Genomic DNA, 17,043 nt, shown 5'->3' on the forward strand with positions numbered 1-17,043 from the left:
TCACCCTGATGCGCCATGATGCGGTCAGGGCAAACCGGGAAGCGGGAACATCTTGGCACACAGACCCGATCTTGCCGATCACTTGTTGCAGGCGGCCGAAGGCCTGGCACGTGGCCATTCGCTGGGCGCGGTCACGCTCGAGAGCGCGGCGCGCCTTTCCGACGTCAGCCTCGACGAGGCCCGCGAGGCCTTTGCCGACGACGATGCCCTGCGCCTCGGTCTCGTCCGCTTCTATCATGCCGCCAACCGCGAGGTTCTGGCCTTCGCCCTGCGCGAAGTAGCCACGGTCGATGATTTCGTGCGGCAGGCGCAGCAGGCGGTCGAGAACTACTACCAGATCTTCCACAACGATCCGGACATGCGCGATGTCTGGACGGAAATCCTGACCGACCGGCGAATGCGTGCCCTCAATGTCGAGCAGGTGACCGAGAACGCCGGCATGGTGCACCATTTCCTGCGCGAACTGCTGCCCCATGTCACGGAACTTGAACTGTCGGCGACCGTCGAGCTGATGATCCACATGACCGACGTCGCGGCGCGCTGGGCCGCCGCGCGCGACGCGGCCAAGGGCCGCGCCATGCTGCACGCCTTCTGCCGGGTGATCGCCCTGATGGCGGACGATTTGCTCCGCCTGGAGCAGGAGCGCGCCTTTGCCGGCGCTAACGCCGCGCTGCAGACCGCTTCGCGCTCTTAGCCTTCGGCCCCGGCTTGCCGGCGAGCAGGGCGGAGAGATAACGCCCGGTGTGGCTGCGCGGCGAGGCCGCGACATCCTCGGGCGTGCCCTCGGCCACCACTTCACCGCCGCCGTTGCCGCCTTCCGGCCCCATGTCGATGATCCAGTCCGCCGTCTTGATCACTTCGAGATTATGCTCGATGACGAGGACGGTATTGCCGGTCTCGACGAGGGCGTGCAGCACCTCCATCAGCTTGCGCACATCCTCGAAATGCAGGCCGGTGGTCGGCTCGTCGAGGATGTAGAGGGTGCGGCCGGTCGGGCGTTTCGACAGCTCCTTGGCCAGTTTCACGCGCTGCGCCTCGCCGCCCGACAGGGTCGTCGCCTGCTGGCCGACCTTGATGTAACCAAGGCCGACACGCTTCAGGGTCTCCATCTTGTCACGGACCGCCGGCACCGCCTTGAAGAAATCCGCCGCCTCGTCGATCGTCATGTCGAGGACATCGGCGATCGACTTGTCCTTGAAGGTGACATCCAGGGTTTCGCGGTTGTAGCGCCTGCCCTTGCAGACGTCGCATTGGACATAGACGTCGGGCAGGAAGTGCATCTCGATCTTGATCATGCCATCGCCCTGGCACGCCTCGCAGCGCCCGCCCTTCACGTTGAAGGAGAAGCGCCCGGCCTTGTAACCCCGGGCTTCCGCCTCCGGCAGGCCGGCGAACCAGTCGCGGATCGGCGTGAAGGCGCCCGTATAGGTCGCGGGGTTGGAGCGGGGCGTCCGCCCGATGGGCGACTGGTCGATGTCGATCACCTTGTCGAGATGATCGACGCCGAGGATGTCGTCATGGGCGCCGGCCAGCTCGCGGCTGCCGTTCAGGCGCCGGCTCAGGGCCTTGAACAGGGTCTCGATGACGAGGGTGGACTTGCCGCCGCCCGAAACGCCTGTGACGCAGGTGAAGGTGCCGAGCGGGATGTGCGCGGTCACATTCTTAAGATTGTTGGCCCGCGCGCCGACGACGGACAGCACGCGCTTCCTGTCGAAGGGCCGGCGCAGGGCAGGGATGGGCACGCTGCGGGCGCCGGACAGATATTGCCCGGTCAGGCTGTCCGGGTTGGTCATGATCTGGGCCGGCGTGCCTTGCGCGATGATCTGGCCGCCATGGACACCGGCGGCCGGGCCCATGTCGATGACATGGTCGGCGGTGCGGATCGCGTCCTCGTCATGCTCGACCACGATCACCGTGTTACCGAGATTGCGCAGGCGTTTCAGCGTCTCGATCAGGCGGTCGTTGTCGCGCTGGTGCAGGCCGATCGACGGCTCGTCGAGGACATAGAGCACCCCGGTGAGGCCCGAGCCGATCTGCGAGGCGAGGCGGATGCGCTGGCTCTCCCCGCCCGAGAGGGTGCCGGAGGCCCGGGCGAGGGTGAGATAGTCGAGCCCGACGTTGACGAGGAAGCCCAGCCGCTCGTTGATTTCCTTGAGGATGCGGGCGGCGATCTCGGCCTGTTTCGGCGTGATGCGGTCCGAGAGGTCGAGGAACCATTGCGCCGCCTCGGCGATCGACTTCTCGGTCACCTGGCCGACGTGCAGGCCGCCGATCTTCACGGCGAGGGCTTCGGGCTTCAGGCGGTGACCGTGACAGACCTCGCATTCCGAGGCGGACTGATAGGCCGAGAGCTCCTCGCGCATCCAGTCGCTCTCGGTTTCCTTCCAGCGCCGCTGCAGGTTGGGAATCACGCCCTCGAACGGCTTCGTCGTCTGGAAACGACGGGTGCCGTCCTGATAGGTCATGGTGATCGCCTCCTTGCCCGAGCCGTTGAGGAGGAGGTCGCGCACCTTCTGCGGCAGGTCGCGCCAGGGCTTGTTCACATCGAACTTGTAGGCGGCGGCGAGGCTTTCGATGGTCTGGGTGAAGAAGGCGGAAATCGTCTTGGCCCAGGGGGCGATGGCGCCTTTGGCGAGGCTCACCGTCTCGTCCGGCACGATCAGGGCCGGATCGAAATAGAGCTTGTTGCCGAGGCCGTCGCAGGCCGGGCAGGCGCCGAACGGATTGTTGAAGGAGAACAGCCGCGGCTCGATCTCGTCGATGGTGAAGCCCGACACCGGGCAGGCGAATTTCTGCGAGAACAGGGTGCGCTCGCCGCTCCCCGCGTCTTCCGCCACGGCGAGGCCGTCGGCGAGGTCGAGTGCGGTCTCCAGGCTGTCGGCGAGGCGCGACGCGATGTCGGGCCGCACCACGACGCGGTCGACGACCACGTCGATATCGTGCTTCACCTTCTTGTTCAGCGTCGGGGCATCGGCGATTTCATACAGGGTGCCGTCGATTTTCACCCGCTGGAAGCCGCGCTTCTGCAGGTCGGCCAGTTCCTTGCGGTACTCGCCCTTGCGGCCGCGCACGAAGGGCGCGATGACGTAGAGCCGGGTGCCCTCGGGCAGGGCCAGGATGCGGTCGACCATCTGGCTGACGGTCTGGCTTTCGATCGGCAGGCCGGTCGCCGGGGAATAGGGCACGCCGATACGGGCGAACAGCAGGCGCAGGTAGTCGTAAATCTCGGTGACCGTGCCGACGGTCGAGCGCGGATTGCGCGACGTCGTCTTCTGCTCGATCGAGATCGCCGGGGACAGCCCCTCGATATGGTCGACATCCGGCTTCTGCATCAACTCGAGGAACTGCCGGGCATAGGCCGACAGACTCTCGACATAGCGGCGCTGGCCCTCGGCATAGATCGTGTCGAAGGCGAGGGAGGATTTGCCGGAGCCGGACAGGCCAGTGATCACCACCAGCTGGTCGCGGGGAATGTCGACGTCGACATTCTTGAGATTGTGTTCGCGGGCGCCGCGGACGCAGATGAACTTGGACGACATGGGGCCTCAGCTACGCGGTACGGCGCCGGCGGGAAGAGAGGATATGGGGTGGAGGAGCGACACTGTCCATCCTAGCTTGATTATGGGAACAAAGTCCGCAAGATGCCACTTGAGTCGCGGTATTCGTTCTTATTATGTTCCAGTACGGCGGCGCCGCAAGCACTTAAGGGGAAAGCCATGGCGGGCAGTGTCAACAAGGTCATTCTGGTCGGCAACCTGGGGCGCGACCCGGAATCCCGCAATCTGCAGGATGGCAATCCGGTCGTGAATCTCTCGATCGCCACCTCCGAGACCTGGAAGGACAAGATGTCCGGCGAGCGCAAGGAGCGCACCGAGTGGCATCGCGTGGTGATCTTCAACGAGAATCTGGCGCGCATCGCCCAGCAGTATCTGCGCAAGGGCAGCAAGGTTTACATCGAAGGCTCGCTGCAGACCCGCAAGTGGACCGACCAGCAGGGCCAGGAACGCTATTCGACGGAAATCGTGCTGCAGCGCTTCCGCGGCGAATTGACCATCCTCGATGGCCGCGGTGAAGGCGGCGGTGGCGGCGACGACTTCGGCGGCGGCGGCGGTGGCGATTTCGGTGGCTACGGTGGCGGTGGCGGTGGCCGTTCGGGTGGTGGTGGCTTCGGCGGCGGTGGCCGCTCGGGCGGCGGCGGCGGTGGTGGCGGCGGTCGCAATCCGGGGCCGGACCTCGACGACGAAATCCCGTTCTAAATCCGTCCAGCCCGGATCGCGGCCATGGCCACATCGGCTCTTTCGCCGGCCTCTGTCCCCTTCGGTCGCGTCGCCGTCGTCGGGGCCGGGGCCTGGGGTACGGCGCTGGCGCTGACCGCCCTGCGGGCCGGGCGCGCCGCGTCGCTCTGGGCGCGTGAAGACCATGTGGTCGCGGCCGTGGCGGCGAGCCGGCGCAATCCCTTCCTGACCGTGCCGGTCGACCTGCCGGCGGCGCTGACCGTCAGCGGCGATCTCGGCGCCGTCGTCGGGGGCGCCGATCTCGTGCTGCTGGTCACGCCGTCGCAGCATCTGCGGGCCATGGCCCGGCGCTGCGCGCCCCTCCTGGGGTCGGGTGTTCCCGTCGTCGTCTGCGCCAAGGGTGTGGAAGGCGACAGCGGCGCCCTGATGAGCGATGTGGTCGCGGCGGAATTGCCCGGCCATCCGCTCGCCGTGCTCTCGGGCCCCACCTTCGCGGCCGAGGTCGCCCTCGACCTGCCGACGGCGGTCACCGTGGCGACGGCAGGCGGCGGCGCCTTCGGACCTGAACATCTGGCGGCCCGCATCGCCGTCACCTTCGCCTCGAGCACGTTCCGGCCCTATCTCTCGGACGATGTCGTCGGTGTCGAGATCGGCGGCGCGGTGAAGAATGTCATCGCCATCGCCTGCGGCATCGCCGCCGGCCGCGGCCTCGGCAGTAATGCCCGGGCGGCCCTGATCACCCGGGGCCTCGCCGAACTGACCCGGCTCGGCGTCGCCCTCGGTGCCCGCCCCGAGACTCTGGGCGGTCTGGCCGGGGTCGGCGACCTGGTGCTGACCTGTTCCAGCGAACAGTCGCGCAATTTCTCCTTCGGCAAGGCTCTGGGCGAGGGCAGGGCGCCCCAACGCTCCGACGATGGCCCGGTGGTCGAGGGCGCGGTCAACGCCGCCTCGGTCGGCGCCCTGTCGCGCCGCCTCGGCATTCCGATGCCGATCTGTGCCGGGGTGGAAGCCATCCTCGGCGGCGCCGCCATCGACGAGATCATGGCCGGCCTGATGGTCGGTGACCTGAGGCCCGAAGCCCTGACCGCCGAAAACGCCGTCCGCATCGCCAATCCGGCCTCCACAGACCGCTGACCTTGAGTGCTGCACGAAAACTGGATTGAAATTCCGGAACTGAGTGCGCGTTTCACGGCCTGCTGAAGGCCCGCTATTCACCTGCGCTACCCGCCGCCCTTCTTGAAGGCGAAGATGAAATGCGCGCCGACGACGCTGCATCGCCGCCTTTTTGGCGCGGGCCGACGAAATTGTGCGGCGCGTTATTTTTCAGACCCCCGATAATCTGGCCGCTTTTGCGTGAATATACAAGATCACTCGATCAGTATTTTCCGATGCAATATTTTTATTCATTGATGCTAAGGGCGATAATGCGTTCATCTGCGTCAGATGGCTACCAATATATCATCATCGACAACTCGAAAAATTAGGCTGATTTACTGAAATATCCGTCGCGGATATTGACATTTCTGGAGCTTTTTGGCACGGTTCATGCATTGGACATTTGCTCAATTCTGAGCGGATCAAGGGGAAGTTTGGGCGTCAGCGAACGCCCGGGAATGGAGGACATCCATGCAGGAATTCGGCTCCGCCGGATCACCGGCCGTAGAACCTGCGGCATTCGACCGGATCGCCTTCATCGGCGCCGGTGCTCGGGGCACCGCCCTGGCTCTTACCGCCCATCGGGCAGGACGGCATGTCTCCCTCTCGGCGCGCGATGCGCCACCTCTCCACACTGTGGCCGCGACGCGGCGCACCCCTGTCCTGATCCGTCTCGCCGGCTGCGGTCTCCTGTCGGCATGACCGGCTGGGACTGCGTGCTGGCGACCGATCTCGATGGCACTTTCCTTGGCGGTGACGCGGCCTCCCGGGAAAGCCTCTATCGGTCGCTGTCGGAGCGCGACGACGTGCTGCTGGTCTTTGTGACCGGTCGCGATATCGCTTTCATCGCCGATCTCGTCAGCCGGCCGCCCATGCCGCGGCCGCGCTATATCGTCGGCGACGTCGGCACCTCGGTCTATGACGGCATGACTTTAGAGCCGATGGCGGCGCTCGAAGAGGACATTGCCGCGCGCTGGCAGGATGCCGGTCCCCGCGTGGTCGAGATGCTGAGGGACGAGCCGGGCCTGCGCCTGCAACCGACGCGGTTCCGCCACCGCGTGAGTTACGATTGCGAACCGGCGCTGCTGGCGCCCGACCTCGGCGCACGGGTCGAGGCGGCGGGCCTCGACGGCCTGCTGTCGGCCGGCCGTTTCTTCGATGTGCTGCCGCGCGGCATCGCCAAGGGGCCGACGCTGACCCGGCTGGTCGATCATCTGGGCATCGACCGGAAGCGCGTGCTGGTCGCGGGCGATACGATGAACGACCTGTCCCTGTTCGAGACGGGATTCAAGGGCGTTGCCGTCGGCAATGCCGAACCGGCGCTGGCCCTTGCCGTCTCCGACATGCCGAACGTTTACCGCAGCAGGGGCGAGGGGGCTGCCGGTATCGCGGAAGCCCTGAAACATTTCGAGTTCCGGGCAGGAGGGGCGACATGAGTAAATCCGCCATGGCCATCGTCTATCATCGTCAGCCTTTCGAGGAGATCGAGGTCGACGGCCGCATCGAGTTCCGTGCCAACAGCAGTCCGAACGGCATCGTGCCGACGCTGAAAAGCCTGTTCCGGCGCATCGACCCGGGGCGGGGCGCCTGGGTCGCCTGGAAGACCTGCGATCCCGAAGCCGGCGCCGATTTCGAGCGTGTGGTGCATGTCGACGACGACAATGGCGGCTTCACCGTCTCGCGCCTTCCCCTGACCGCCGAGCAGGTAGAGAGCTTCTATCACGTCACCTCGAAGGAGGCGCTGTGGCCGATCCTTCATTCGTTTCCGCAGGCGTTCCAATATGACAATGTCGACTGGGAGACCTTTCGCGAGGTCAACCGCCTCTTTGCCGAAGCCACGGCAGAGGTGCTGGCGGACGATGGCCTTGCGTGGATTCACGATTACAATCTCTGGCTCGTGCCGCATTACCTGCGTCAGCTGAAGCCCGATCTGCGCATCGCCTTCTTTCACCACACGCCGTTTCCAGCCGCCGACATCTTCAACATCCTGCCCTGGCGCGAGGAGATCATGGCAAGCCTGCTCGCCTGCGATCAGGTGGGTTTCCATATTCCGCGCTACACGAAGAATTTCGCCGAGGTCGCGCAGGCCCTGTGCGGGGCCGGGATTGTCGCGACCGAAGCCGTGTCCGACGGTCTGTCGCCCTGCGGCAAGGCGCTGTCGGAACCCGAAGTGCCCGTTTCGCTGTGCCACCGGGGGCGTCTCGTCCGCCTCGGCACGACGCCGGTGGGAACCGACCCGAACACCATCCAGCGCCTGCTGGAGACGCCGGAGAGCGAAGCCCTGCAAAGCCGCCTGATCCGCGAGATGGGGGGGCGGCGGTTGCTGGTCGCCGTCGGGCGCACCGATTACACCAAGGGCATGGCCGAAAGCCTGCTGGCCTTCGAGCGCCTGCTCGAGCGGCGGCCCGAGCTGATCGGCGAGGTAAAGCTGCTGCTGACCTCGGTCCGGGCGGCCTCGACCATGACGGTCTACGAGAAGACCCAGCGCGAGATCGAGGGCCTGGTCGGGCGCATCAACGGCCGCTTCTCCCGCCTGGAATGGACGCCCGTGGTGCTCTATTCCCAGGCCATTCCCTTCGATCAGCTGATGGCGCATTACCGGATCGCCGATGTCTGCCTGACGACGCCGCTGCGCGATGGCCTGAACCTGGTCGCCAAGGAATATGTCGCCGCCAATTTCGGCCGTACCGGCGTCCTTGTCCTGTCGGAATTCGCCGGCTGCGCGGTCGAACTGGACGATGCCTTGCTGATCAATCCCAATTCCCACCGCTCGATGGATCGCGCCCTCGACCGCGCCCTCGACATGTCGGTGGACGAGGCGCGGCGGCGCATGAATGGGATGAACAGGGTGGTGCGCGAGAACGACGTCGCCCGGTGGAGCGACCGGATCATCCAGGAGTTGAGCCTGATCGGCGCCTGAGGCGCCGGGATCAGCCGAACAGCCCGCTGCCCTTCAGGCCGTCGAAGACGAATTGCACGGCGAGGGCGGCGAGCAGCACGCCGAAGATGCGGCTGATGACATGGACGCCGGTGACGCCCAGCGCCCGCTGCACGCCGGTCGCCGCCAGCATCATGAGATAGCCGAGCAGCAGCACGGCGAAGAGGCCGGCGAAGACCATGAACTCGCGGCCGACATCATGGCTGTTGGACGAGACGAGCAGGATGGCCGAGCCGATGGCGCCAGGGCCGGCGAGCAGCGGCGTCGCCAGTGGCACGACAGAAATGTCGGGCCGGGTCATCGCCTCGTCCTTTTCCTCGTCGGTCGCGGTGCTGCCGCCGGATTCCCGCACGAACACCATGTCGAGCGAAATGAGCAGGAGGAGAATGCCGCCCGCGACGCGCAGCGCCGGCAGCGAAATCCCGAACATGCGGAGCAAGGGCTCCCCCGCGAGGCCGAAGACGAGCAGGATCGCCCCGGCGAACACGCTGCCCTTCAGTGCCATGCGCCGCCGCTCGACGGGCGTGTGCCGTGCCGTCAGGGCAGCGAAGAGCACCACCACGTCGGCGGGGCCGATGGTGGCGAAGAAGGTGGTGAAGGCGGTCAGGAAGGTCTCGAACATGCGGCGACCAGTGTAACGCCTTTCGCCGGCCTGACCAGCCCCGCGGCTCTGGACGATGGCGCCCCGAACGGGTCATCATCGCCGTCTCGAATGGCCAATGTAAGGAGTAACGGGCATGGCGGGACGTCTGGCGGGCAAGGTCGCGATCATTTCGGGGGGTGCCACCGGCATGGGGGGCGCGGCCTCCGAGCTCTTCGCGGCGGAAGGGGCGAAAGTCGCCATCATCGACCGCAACGAAGAAGCCTCGCAGGAAACCGCCGCGCGCATCCGCGCCGCCGGGGGCGAAGCGGCGGTCTTCGCCGCCGACGTCTCGGACGAGGCTCAGGTGAATGCCGCCGTCGCGGCGGCGACGGCGCATTTCGGCCCGGTGACGGTGCTGTTCAACCACGCCGGCTCCATCGTCATCAAACCCTTCCTCGAGACGACGCTGGCCGATTGGGAATGGCTGCACGCGGTCAATGTCCGCTCGATGTTCCTGATGACGAAAGCGGTCCTGCCCGGGATGATCGCGGCGGGCGGCGGCGCCATCGTCTGCACCTCGTCGATTTCGGCCATTCTCGGCACGCCGATGGAAGTGCTCTACGACACGACGAAGGGCGCCTGCCACATGTTCGCCCGGGCGATCGCAGTCGAATTCCGCGACAGGAACATCCGCTGCAACGCGGTCTGCCCCGGCTTCGTCCGCACGCCCCACGGGCTGCGCGAGGTCGCGGCATTGCAGGCCCTCGGCGTCGACGTCTCGGAAGCGGCCATCGCCGCCCAGCAGGGCCGCATCGCCGAGCCCGAGGAAGTGGCCCGGGCGGCCCTGTTCCTCGCCTGCGACGACTCGAGCTTCGTCAACGGCACCCACATCTATGTCGACAACGGCTTCAGCGCCATCTGAACGGCTTCGTCGCCCCGGCGTAAGGATTTCCGGGGCGACGAAGCGGCGTTACAGTTTGCGCAGGGCGACGGATTCGACCTTGTGGTCCTGGCCCTTGGTCAGGATCAGGTCGGCGCGGAAACGGGCCGGGCGGACATTCTCGACGAGATTGCGCTCGTTGATCCGGGTCCAGATCGACAGGGCGGTCGCCCGGGCTTCCTCGTCCGACAGGTCGGCATAGCGCGAAAAATAGGAGTCCGGATTGCGGAAGGCGGTCTGGCGGAAATTGAGGAAGCGGGCGATGTACCAGTCGCGGATCATCTCGGTCTCGGCATCGACATAGATCGAATAATCGAAGAAGTCGGAGGCGAAGATCACGTCCTCGAGGCCCGGCGTCGTGTTGACCTGAAGCACGTTCAGCCCTTCGACGATCAGGATGTCGGGCTGGTCGATGTTCTGGAACTCGCCGGGCACGATGTCGTAGACGATATGGCTGTAGACCGGCGCCTTCACGTTGCGCTTGCCGGCTTTGACGTCGGCGAGGAAGTTCAGCAGGGTGCGGACGTCATAGCTTTCGGGAAAGCCCTTGCGTTCCATCAACCCGCGCGACTGCAGGACCGCATTGGGGTGCAGGAAACCGTCGGTCGAGATCAGCGCGACATTGGGGTGCGACGGCCAGCGCGCGAGCAGGGAACGCAGGATGCGCGCCGACGTGCTCTTGCCGACCGAAACCGACCCGGCGAGGCCGATGATATAGGGCACCTTGCTGAGCGAGGCGCCGAGGAAGCGGAAGGTGGAGCGGTACAGCTCCATCCGGTGGGAGACATGGAGATTGAGCAGCCGCGACAGGGGCAGATAGATATCCGCCACCTCGTCGAGCGAGATCATCTCGTCCGCGCCGCGCAATTGCAGGAGATCATCGTGGGACAGGGTCATCGGCGTATCGGCACGATGTGCCCGCCATTCCTCCCGGTCGAACAGGTTGAAGCGCTGTTCGATCGAGGGTTTCAACTTCGGCTCGGGCATGATGTGCCAACCTTCGCGACCCAGGGCACGTTCCTCGTCGGGGATGGCGGGCATCTCGCGGCCCGGCGTTTCCCCAAATTTCCGATGGTGATACCACGGTGGTATCGGGGGCAAAAGCCCGGTTGCAATATATTTGTCGTGCCTTTCGTAGGGGGTGGGGAGCGGTGAATGGACTGGCGTGACCGGGGTTTCGTGCTCTCCATGCGCCCGCTGGGCGAGCGGGACGCCGTCGTTTCGCTCCTGACCCGGGACCACGGCCGCCATCCCGGCCTCGTCCGGGGCGGGGCGGGGCGGCGCCTGGCCCCCATGCTGCAGCCGGGCAACGAGGTGCAGGCGGTCTGGCGCGCCCGGCTGGCCGACCATCTTGGCGCCTATGCGCTCGAGCCCGGCGCGGCCCATGCGGGCGCCGTGCTCGATTCGCCCCGGCGGCTGGCCGGGCTGGCGGCGATCTGCGCCCTGACCGACCTCTGCCTGCCGGAGCGCGAGCCTCATGCCGCCCTGTTCGAGGGTTTCGCCGTCCTGATGGCGGTGCTGGCGGCGGACGGTCCATGGGCCGCGCTGATGGTCCGGCTGGAGCTGGAAATCCTGAAGGACCTCGGTTTCGGGCTGGATCTGTCGGCCTGCGCCGTCACCGGGGTGACGGAAAGCCTCGCTTTCGTCTCGCCGCGCAGCGGGCGGGCGGTCACCGCCGGAGCGGCCGCGCCCTATGAGGACCGGCTGCTGCGTCTGCCGGCCTTCCTGACCCCGGCGGGCGGCCCGGCGGAGGCGAGGGATCTCGCCGATGGTTTCGCCCTGACCGGCCATTTCATCGAGCGCCACATCCTCGCGCCTCAAGGTCGAAGCCTGCCCTCGGCGCGACAGCGGCTGCTCTCCCTCTTGGGATCGGGGGCGGCGATCTGCTAGGGTCCGGCCATCATGACCGATGTGACCCTGGATTCGGGCGAGATTCGCGACGTTTCGCTGTCGAGCGCCCTTGGCGAGCGTTATCTCGCCTATGCCCTGTCGACCATCATGGCGCGTTCGCTGCCGGATGTGCGCGACGGCCTGAAACCGGTGCACCGGCGCCTGCTCTATGCCATGCGCCAGCTGAAGCTGGACCCCAAGTCGGGCTACAAGAAATCCGCCCGCGTGGTCGGCGACGTGATGGGCAAGTTCCATCCCCATGGCGACCAGTCGATCTATGACGCGCTCGTGCGCCTCGCGCAGGATTTCGCCGTCCGCTACCCGCTGATCGACGGTCAGGGCAATTTCGGCAATGTCGACGGCGATAATGCCGCGGCCATGCGCTATACCGAGGCCCGGCTGACCCGGGTGGCGGAGCTGCTGCTCCTTGATATCGACGACGACACGGTCGACTTCCGCCCAACCTATGACGGCGAGGAAAAGGAGCCGGTGGTCCTGCCGGCGGCTTTTCCCAACCTGCTCGCCAATGGCGCGCAGGGCATCGCGGTCGGCATGGCGACGGCGATCCCGCCTCATAATGTCGCCGAACTCTGCGCCGCCATCACCCTGCTGATCGACAAGCCCGATGCGGGCATCGACGAACTGGTCGCGCTGGTGCCCGGCCCCGATTTCCCCACGGGCGGCATCCTGGTCGAAGGCGCTGCCTCGATCCGCGAAGCCTATGCGACGGGCAAGGGCGCTTTCCGCCTGCGCGCCCGCTGGCATCAGGAAGACCTCGGCCGGGGCACCTGGGCCGTGATCGTGACCGAGATTCCCTATCAGGTGCAGAAGTCGCGCCTGATCGAGAAGATCGCCGAGCTGATCGAGCAGAAGAAACTGCCGCTGCTCGAGGATGTGCGCGACGAATCGACCGATGTCGTCCGCATCGTCCTTGTGCCGCGCAATCGAACGGTCGCGCCCGAAATGCTGATGGAGGGGCTGTTCAAGCTCTCCGACCTTGAAACCCGCGCCCAGCTGAACATGAATGTTCTCGACAAGGGGCAAATGCCGCGGGTCATGGGCCTGCGCGAAGTTCTGCAGGCCTTCGTCGATCACCGGATCGAGGTGGTGGTGCGGCGGGCCAACCGGCGCCTGTCCGAGATCGCGCATCGGCTGGAAATCCTCGGCGGCTATCTGATCGCCTATCTGAACCTCGACGAGGTGATCCGCATCATCCGCGAGGAAGATCATCCGAAGCCCGCGCTGATGGCGCGGTTCGAGCTGACCGACGTGCAGGCCGAGGCGATCCTGAACATGCGCCTGCGCTCCCTGCGCAAGCTCGAGGAATTCGAGATCCGCAAGGAAAACGAGGCCCTCCTCAAGGAACGCGCCGGGCTGGAGCGGCTGGTGGCGGAACCCGCGCGCCAGCGCAAGGCGGTGGCGCAGGGCGTCGCCGAAATCGCCAGGGAATTCGGCCCGGCCACGCCGCTGGGCAAGCGCCGCACGAGTTTCGCCGATGCCCCCGCGGTCATCGACCTGCCCTCGACTGCCTTCATCGAGCGCGAGCCGATCACCGTCGTCTGCTCGGCCAAGGGCTGGCTGCGGGCGCTGAAGGGCCATGTCGATACCGACGCCGACGTCCGCTTCAAGGAAGGCGACCACGGCCGTTACCTGATCAAGGCCGAAACCACGGACCGTCTGATCGTCTTCGCCACCAATGGCCGTTTCTTCACCCTCGGCTGTGACCGCCTGCCGGGTGGGCGCGGCCATGGCGAGCCGGTCCGGCTGATGGTCGACCTCGGCAACGATCAGGACATCGTCGCCATGTTCGTCCATAAGCCCGGCTCGAAACTCCTGCTCGCGGCGAGCGATGGCAAGGGTTTCATCGTCGCCGAGGACGATGTGGTCGCCCAGACCAAGGCCGGCAAGCAGATCATGACCCTGGGCGAGGGCGCGGAAGCCGCCTTCTGCCGCCGCATCGAGGGCGATCACGTCGCCGTCGTCGGCGAGAACCGCAAGCTGCTGGTCTATCCGCTGGCGGACGTGCCGGAGCTGGCGCGCGGCCGGGGCGTTACCCTGCAGAAATACAAGGATGGCGGCCTGTCGGATGTGACCGTCTTCGCCCTTGCCGCGGGCCTGAGCTGGCCCTATGGCACGGGGACGCGGACCGAAACGGCGCTGGCCGACTGGATCGGACCGAGGGGCAGCGCCGGACGGCTTGCGCCACGCGGCTTTCCGAAGTCCAACCGTTTTTCCTGACCCCGGAATCGCTTGATCGCCCAGGGTCCGCGTGATTCAATCGCCGCCATGTCTCTTGCCCAGGAAATACGCCGCCATTCCCGCCAGGCCGTGGTGCCGACGGTCGCCATCTGCGTGGCGGCCTATTTCGGCTATCACCTGGCGCAGGGCGATTATGGCCTCGTTTCCTGGCTGCGCCTGACCCACGAGATCGAGCAGACCAAGGCCGAACTCGCCCAGGTCAGCGCCGAGCGCGAGGCGCTGGAGCGGCGGGTGACCCTGCTGCGCCCCGAGAGCCTCGACCGCGACATGATCGAGGAACGCGCCCGCGTCATCCTCGGCTTCGCGCATGAGAATGACGTCGTCATTCTGACCCCCGCCCAGTAACAGGGCCGCCGGGTCGCCGGTACTGCTTCCGGTATCTGCTTTTCCTGACCGTCGCCCGAGCCTCTTTTTCGCTGCGTCGGCGGGGCGGTTTCGCATCGAAATTTCTACGTCTCAGGCCGTTTTATGGTCCCGAAGGCATTTTTGCTCGCGTGTTGGCAACCAATTCATGCGATTGCGCATGATTGTCCCGATTGCGTCGCAGCACATCATTCAAAAACGCCCTCTTTCACCATTTGCGAAGTTGCCCGGGATGTGAACGTGGTTATTGTCGCGCCCAACGGTTGCGTAAGGCACGACTTCACGGAGGATTCCATGGCCAAGGCAGGGCAGAAGAAGCAGGCGGACGAGCCGATCGTGGCGGGTCCGGGGCCTGAATTGATCGACTATTACCGCGAAATGCTGCTGATCCGCCGCTTCGAGGAGAAGGCGGGCCAGATGTATGGCATGGGCCTGATCGGCGGCTTCTGCCACCTCTATATCGGTCAGGAAGCGGTCGTCGTCGGGATGCAGGCGGCGCTGAAGGAAGGCGACGCCGTCATCACCGGCTATCGCGATCACGGCCACATGCTGGCCGCCGGCATGGACGCCAAGGGTGTCATGGCCGAGCTGACCGGGCGCAGCGGGGGCTATTCCCGGGGCAAGGGCGGCTCCATGCACATGTTCTCGAAGGAAAAGCAGTTCTACGGCGGCCACGGCATCGTCGGCGCCCAGGTGCCGCTCGGCACCGGCGTCGCCTTCGCCATGAAGTACCGCAAGACCGACAATGTCTGCCTCGCCTATTTCGGCGACGGCGCGGCCAACCAGGGCCAGGTCTACGAGAGCTTCAACATGGCCGAGCTGTGGCGCCTGCCGGTCATCTATGTGATCGAGAACAACCAGTACGCCATGGGCACCGCCGTCGCCCGCGCCTCGGCCCAGACCAAGCTGCACCGCCGGGGCGACAGCTTCAACATCCCGGGCCGGGAAGTCGACGGCATGGATGTGATCGCCGTGCGCGAAGCCGGCCGCGAAGCCGTGAAATGGGCGCGCGAGGGTAACGGTCCCTATCTTCTCGAAATGAAGACCTACCGTTACCGCGGCCATTCCATGTCCGACCCCGCGAAATACCGCACCAAGGAAGAGGTGCAGAAGATGCGGACGGAACATGACCCCATCGACCACGCCCGCGAGCAGCTGCTCACTGCCGGTCTCGTCGACGAGGCGGGCCTGAAGGCGATCGACGCCGAGGTGAAGAAGATCGTCGCCGAGGCGGCGGACTTCGCGCAGACGAGCCCGGAGCCCGATCCGAGCGAACTCATGACCGACATCCTCCTCTAAGGCCGGGCAAGACGGAAAAAACATCATGGCAATCGACATTCTGATGCCCGCGCTTTCGCCGACCATGACCGAAGGCAAGCTGGCCAAATGGCTGGTGAAAGAGGGCGACACGGTAAAATCCGGCGACGTGATCGCCGAAATCGAAACCGACAAGGCGACGATGGAAGTCGAGGCGGTCGACGAGGGCAAGATCGAGAAGATCCTGATCGCCGAAGGCACCGACAATGTCGCCGTCAACACGGTGATCGCCCAGATCGCGGGCGAGGGGGCTTCGGCCAGCCCGGCCCCGGCACCGGTCGCCGCGCCCGCCGCACCGGCCCCTGCGCCGGTCGCGGAAGCGCCCCGGGTCTATGCCGCGCCGGCCGCCGCGCCGGTCAGCGACCTGCCGGCGGGTCCGACCGTGACCATGACCGTGCGCGAGGCCCTGCGCGACGCCATGGCCGAGGAAATGCGCACCGACGCTTCCGTCTTCGTGATGGGCGAGGAAGTGGCGCAGTACCAGGGCGCCTATAAGGTGACGCAGGGCCTGCTCGATGAATTCGGGCCGGAGCGGGTGATCGACACGCCGATCACCGAATATGGCTTCGCCGGTCTCGGCGTCGGCGCGGCCTTCGCCGGGCTGAAGCCGATCGTCGAATTCATGACCTTCAACTTCGCCATGCAGGCGATCGACCACATCATCAATTCGGCGGCCAAGACGCTCTACATGTCGGGCGGCCAGCAATCCTCGCCCATCGTGTTCCGCGGCCCCAATGGCGCCGCCTCCCGCGTCGGCGCCCAGCACAGCCAGTGCTATGCCTCGTGGTACGCCCATTGCCCGGGCATGAAGGTGGTCGCGCCCTATTCGGCGGCCGATGCCAAGGGCCTTTTAAAGGCGGCGATCCGCGATCCCAACCCGATCGTCTTCCTCGAGAATGAAATCCTCTACGGCAAGAGCTTCGAGGTGCCGACGGCCGATTACGTGCTGCCCATCGGCAAGGCGCGCATCGCCCGGCCGGGCAAGGATGTCACCCTGATCGCCTTCTCGATCAGCGTCATGCACGCGCTGGCCGCCGCCGAGATCCTGGCGGGCGAGGGGATCGACGCCGAGGTGATCGACCTGCGCTCGGTCCGTCCGATCGACGTCGAGACCGTGGTGCGCTCGGTCCAGAAGACCAACCGCGCCGTCACGGTGGAAGAGGGCTGGGCCGCCTGCGGCATCGGCTCGGAAATCGCCGCCCTGATCATGGAAAACGCCTTCGACTGGCTCGACGCCCCGGTTGCCCGGGTCGCTGGCAAGGATGTGCCCATGCCCTATGCCGCGAACCTCGAGAAACTGGCGCTGCCCCATGCGGGCGACATCGTGGCGGCGGCGAAAGCCGTCCTCTACCGCGTCTGAGAG

General features: G+C 66.1%; 14 protein-coding genes. 11 read left to right on the forward strand and 3 right to left on the reverse strand.

Features of this window, described 5'->3' with window-relative positions:
- Nucleotides 1–52 precede the first annotated feature (52 nt).
- Nucleotides 53–694, forward strand: coding sequence for a hypothetical protein (locus DKG74_RS02615; protein WP_133251476.1), 642 nt, complete (start codon nucleotides 53–55; stop codon nucleotides 692–694).
- Here DKG74_RS02615 and uvrA read toward each other — a convergent pair.
- A complete protein-coding gene (gene uvrA, locus DKG74_RS02620; RefSeq protein WP_109902277.1) occupies nucleotides 660–3,539 on the reverse strand; it encodes an excinuclease ABC subunit UvrA in 2,880 nt (959 codons plus the stop codon). The genes DKG74_RS02615 and uvrA overlap by 35 nt on opposite strands.
- A gap of 177 nt (nucleotides 3,540–3,716) precedes the next feature.
- Here uvrA and ssb point away from each other — a divergent pair, with 177 nt between their 5' ends.
- The 4 genes from ssb to ggpS all read left to right on the forward strand — a co-directional run bounded on the left by ssb (nucleotide 3,717) and on the right by ggpS (nucleotide 8,310).
- A complete protein-coding gene (gene ssb / locus DKG74_RS02625; RefSeq protein ID WP_109902279.1) occupies nucleotides 3,717–4,256 on the forward strand; it encodes a single-stranded DNA-binding protein in 540 nt (179 codons plus the stop codon).
- Nucleotides 4,257–4,280: 24 nt separating this feature from the next.
- Nucleotides 4,281–5,369: an NAD(P)H-dependent glycerol-3-phosphate dehydrogenase gene (locus tag DKG74_RS02630; RefSeq protein ID WP_109902281.1), complete on the forward strand. Its 1,089-nt coding sequence runs from the start codon at nucleotides 4,281–4,283 to the stop codon at nucleotides 5,367–5,369.
- A gap of 719 nt (nucleotides 5,370–6,088) precedes the next feature.
- Nucleotides 6,089–6,826, forward strand: coding sequence for an HAD family hydrolase (locus DKG74_RS02640; protein WP_109902285.1), 738 nt, complete (start codon nucleotides 6,089–6,091; stop codon nucleotides 6,824–6,826).
- Complete coding sequence (gene ggpS / locus DKG74_RS02645) at nucleotides 6,823–8,310, forward strand: glucosylglycerol-phosphate synthase (RefSeq protein ID WP_109902287.1); 1,488 nt, start codon at nucleotides 6,823–6,825, stop codon at nucleotides 8,308–8,310. Before DKG74_RS02640 ends, ggpS begins: the two co-directional genes overlap by 4 nt.
- 10 nt (nucleotides 8,311–8,320) lie before the next feature.
- Here ggpS and DKG74_RS02650 read toward each other — a convergent pair whose 3' ends face one another.
- Nucleotides 8,321–8,950, reverse strand: a complete 630-nt coding sequence (locus DKG74_RS02650) for a MarC family protein (RefSeq protein WP_109902289.1) — start codon at nucleotides 8,948–8,950, stop codon at nucleotides 8,321–8,323.
- A gap of 115 nt (nucleotides 8,951–9,065) precedes the next feature.
- On the opposite strand from DKG74_RS02650, the gene DKG74_RS02655 reads away from it, so the two are divergent.
- On the forward strand, nucleotides 9,066–9,833 hold the full coding sequence (locus DKG74_RS02655; RefSeq protein WP_109902291.1) for an SDR family NAD(P)-dependent oxidoreductase: 768 nt from the start codon (nucleotides 9,066–9,068) through the stop codon (nucleotides 9,831–9,833).
- A gap of 48 nt (nucleotides 9,834–9,881) precedes the next feature.
- On the opposite strand, the gene coaA is transcribed toward DKG74_RS02655, so the two are convergent.
- Nucleotides 9,882–10,838 (reverse strand): type I pantothenate kinase, encoded by a 957-nt coding sequence (gene coaA / locus DKG74_RS02660; protein WP_109902653.1) that lies wholly within the window; start codon nucleotides 10,836–10,838, stop codon nucleotides 9,882–9,884.
- 168 nt (nucleotides 10,839–11,006) lie between these two features.
- Here coaA and recO point away from each other — a divergent pair, with 168 nt between their 5' ends.
- From recO to DKG74_RS02685, 5 genes are all read left to right on the forward strand, one after another.
- Entirely contained in the window at nucleotides 11,007–11,741 is a 735-nt protein-coding gene (gene recO / locus DKG74_RS02665; protein WP_109902293.1) for a DNA repair protein RecO, read from the forward strand.
- A gap of 12 nt (nucleotides 11,742–11,753) precedes the next feature.
- A complete protein-coding gene (gene parC / locus DKG74_RS02670; protein WP_109902295.1) occupies nucleotides 11,754–13,979 on the forward strand; it encodes a DNA topoisomerase IV subunit A in 2,226 nt (741 codons plus the stop codon).
- Nucleotides 13,980–14,027: 48 nt separating this feature from the next.
- Nucleotides 14,028–14,345, forward strand: coding sequence for an FtsB family cell division protein (locus DKG74_RS02675; protein ID WP_109902655.1), 318 nt, complete (start codon nucleotides 14,028–14,030; stop codon nucleotides 14,343–14,345).
- A gap of 312 nt (nucleotides 14,346–14,657) precedes the next feature.
- Nucleotides 14,658–15,662, forward strand: coding sequence for a pyruvate dehydrogenase (acetyl-transferring) E1 component subunit alpha (gene pdhA, locus DKG74_RS02680; protein ID WP_109902297.1), 1,005 nt, complete (start codon nucleotides 14,658–14,660; stop codon nucleotides 15,660–15,662).
- Between the two features lie 25 nt (nucleotides 15,663–15,687).
- Nucleotides 15,688–17,040 (forward strand): pyruvate dehydrogenase complex E1 component subunit beta, encoded by a 1,353-nt coding sequence (locus DKG74_RS02685; protein ID WP_109902299.1) that lies wholly within the window; start codon nucleotides 15,688–15,690, stop codon nucleotides 17,038–17,040.
- The last annotated feature ends 3 nt before the right edge of the window (nucleotides 17,041–17,043 follow it).

This window comes from Zavarzinia aquatilis, from assembly GCF_003173035.1.
GTDB lineage: Bacteria > Pseudomonadota > Alphaproteobacteria > Zavarziniales > Zavarziniaceae > Zavarzinia > Zavarzinia aquatilis.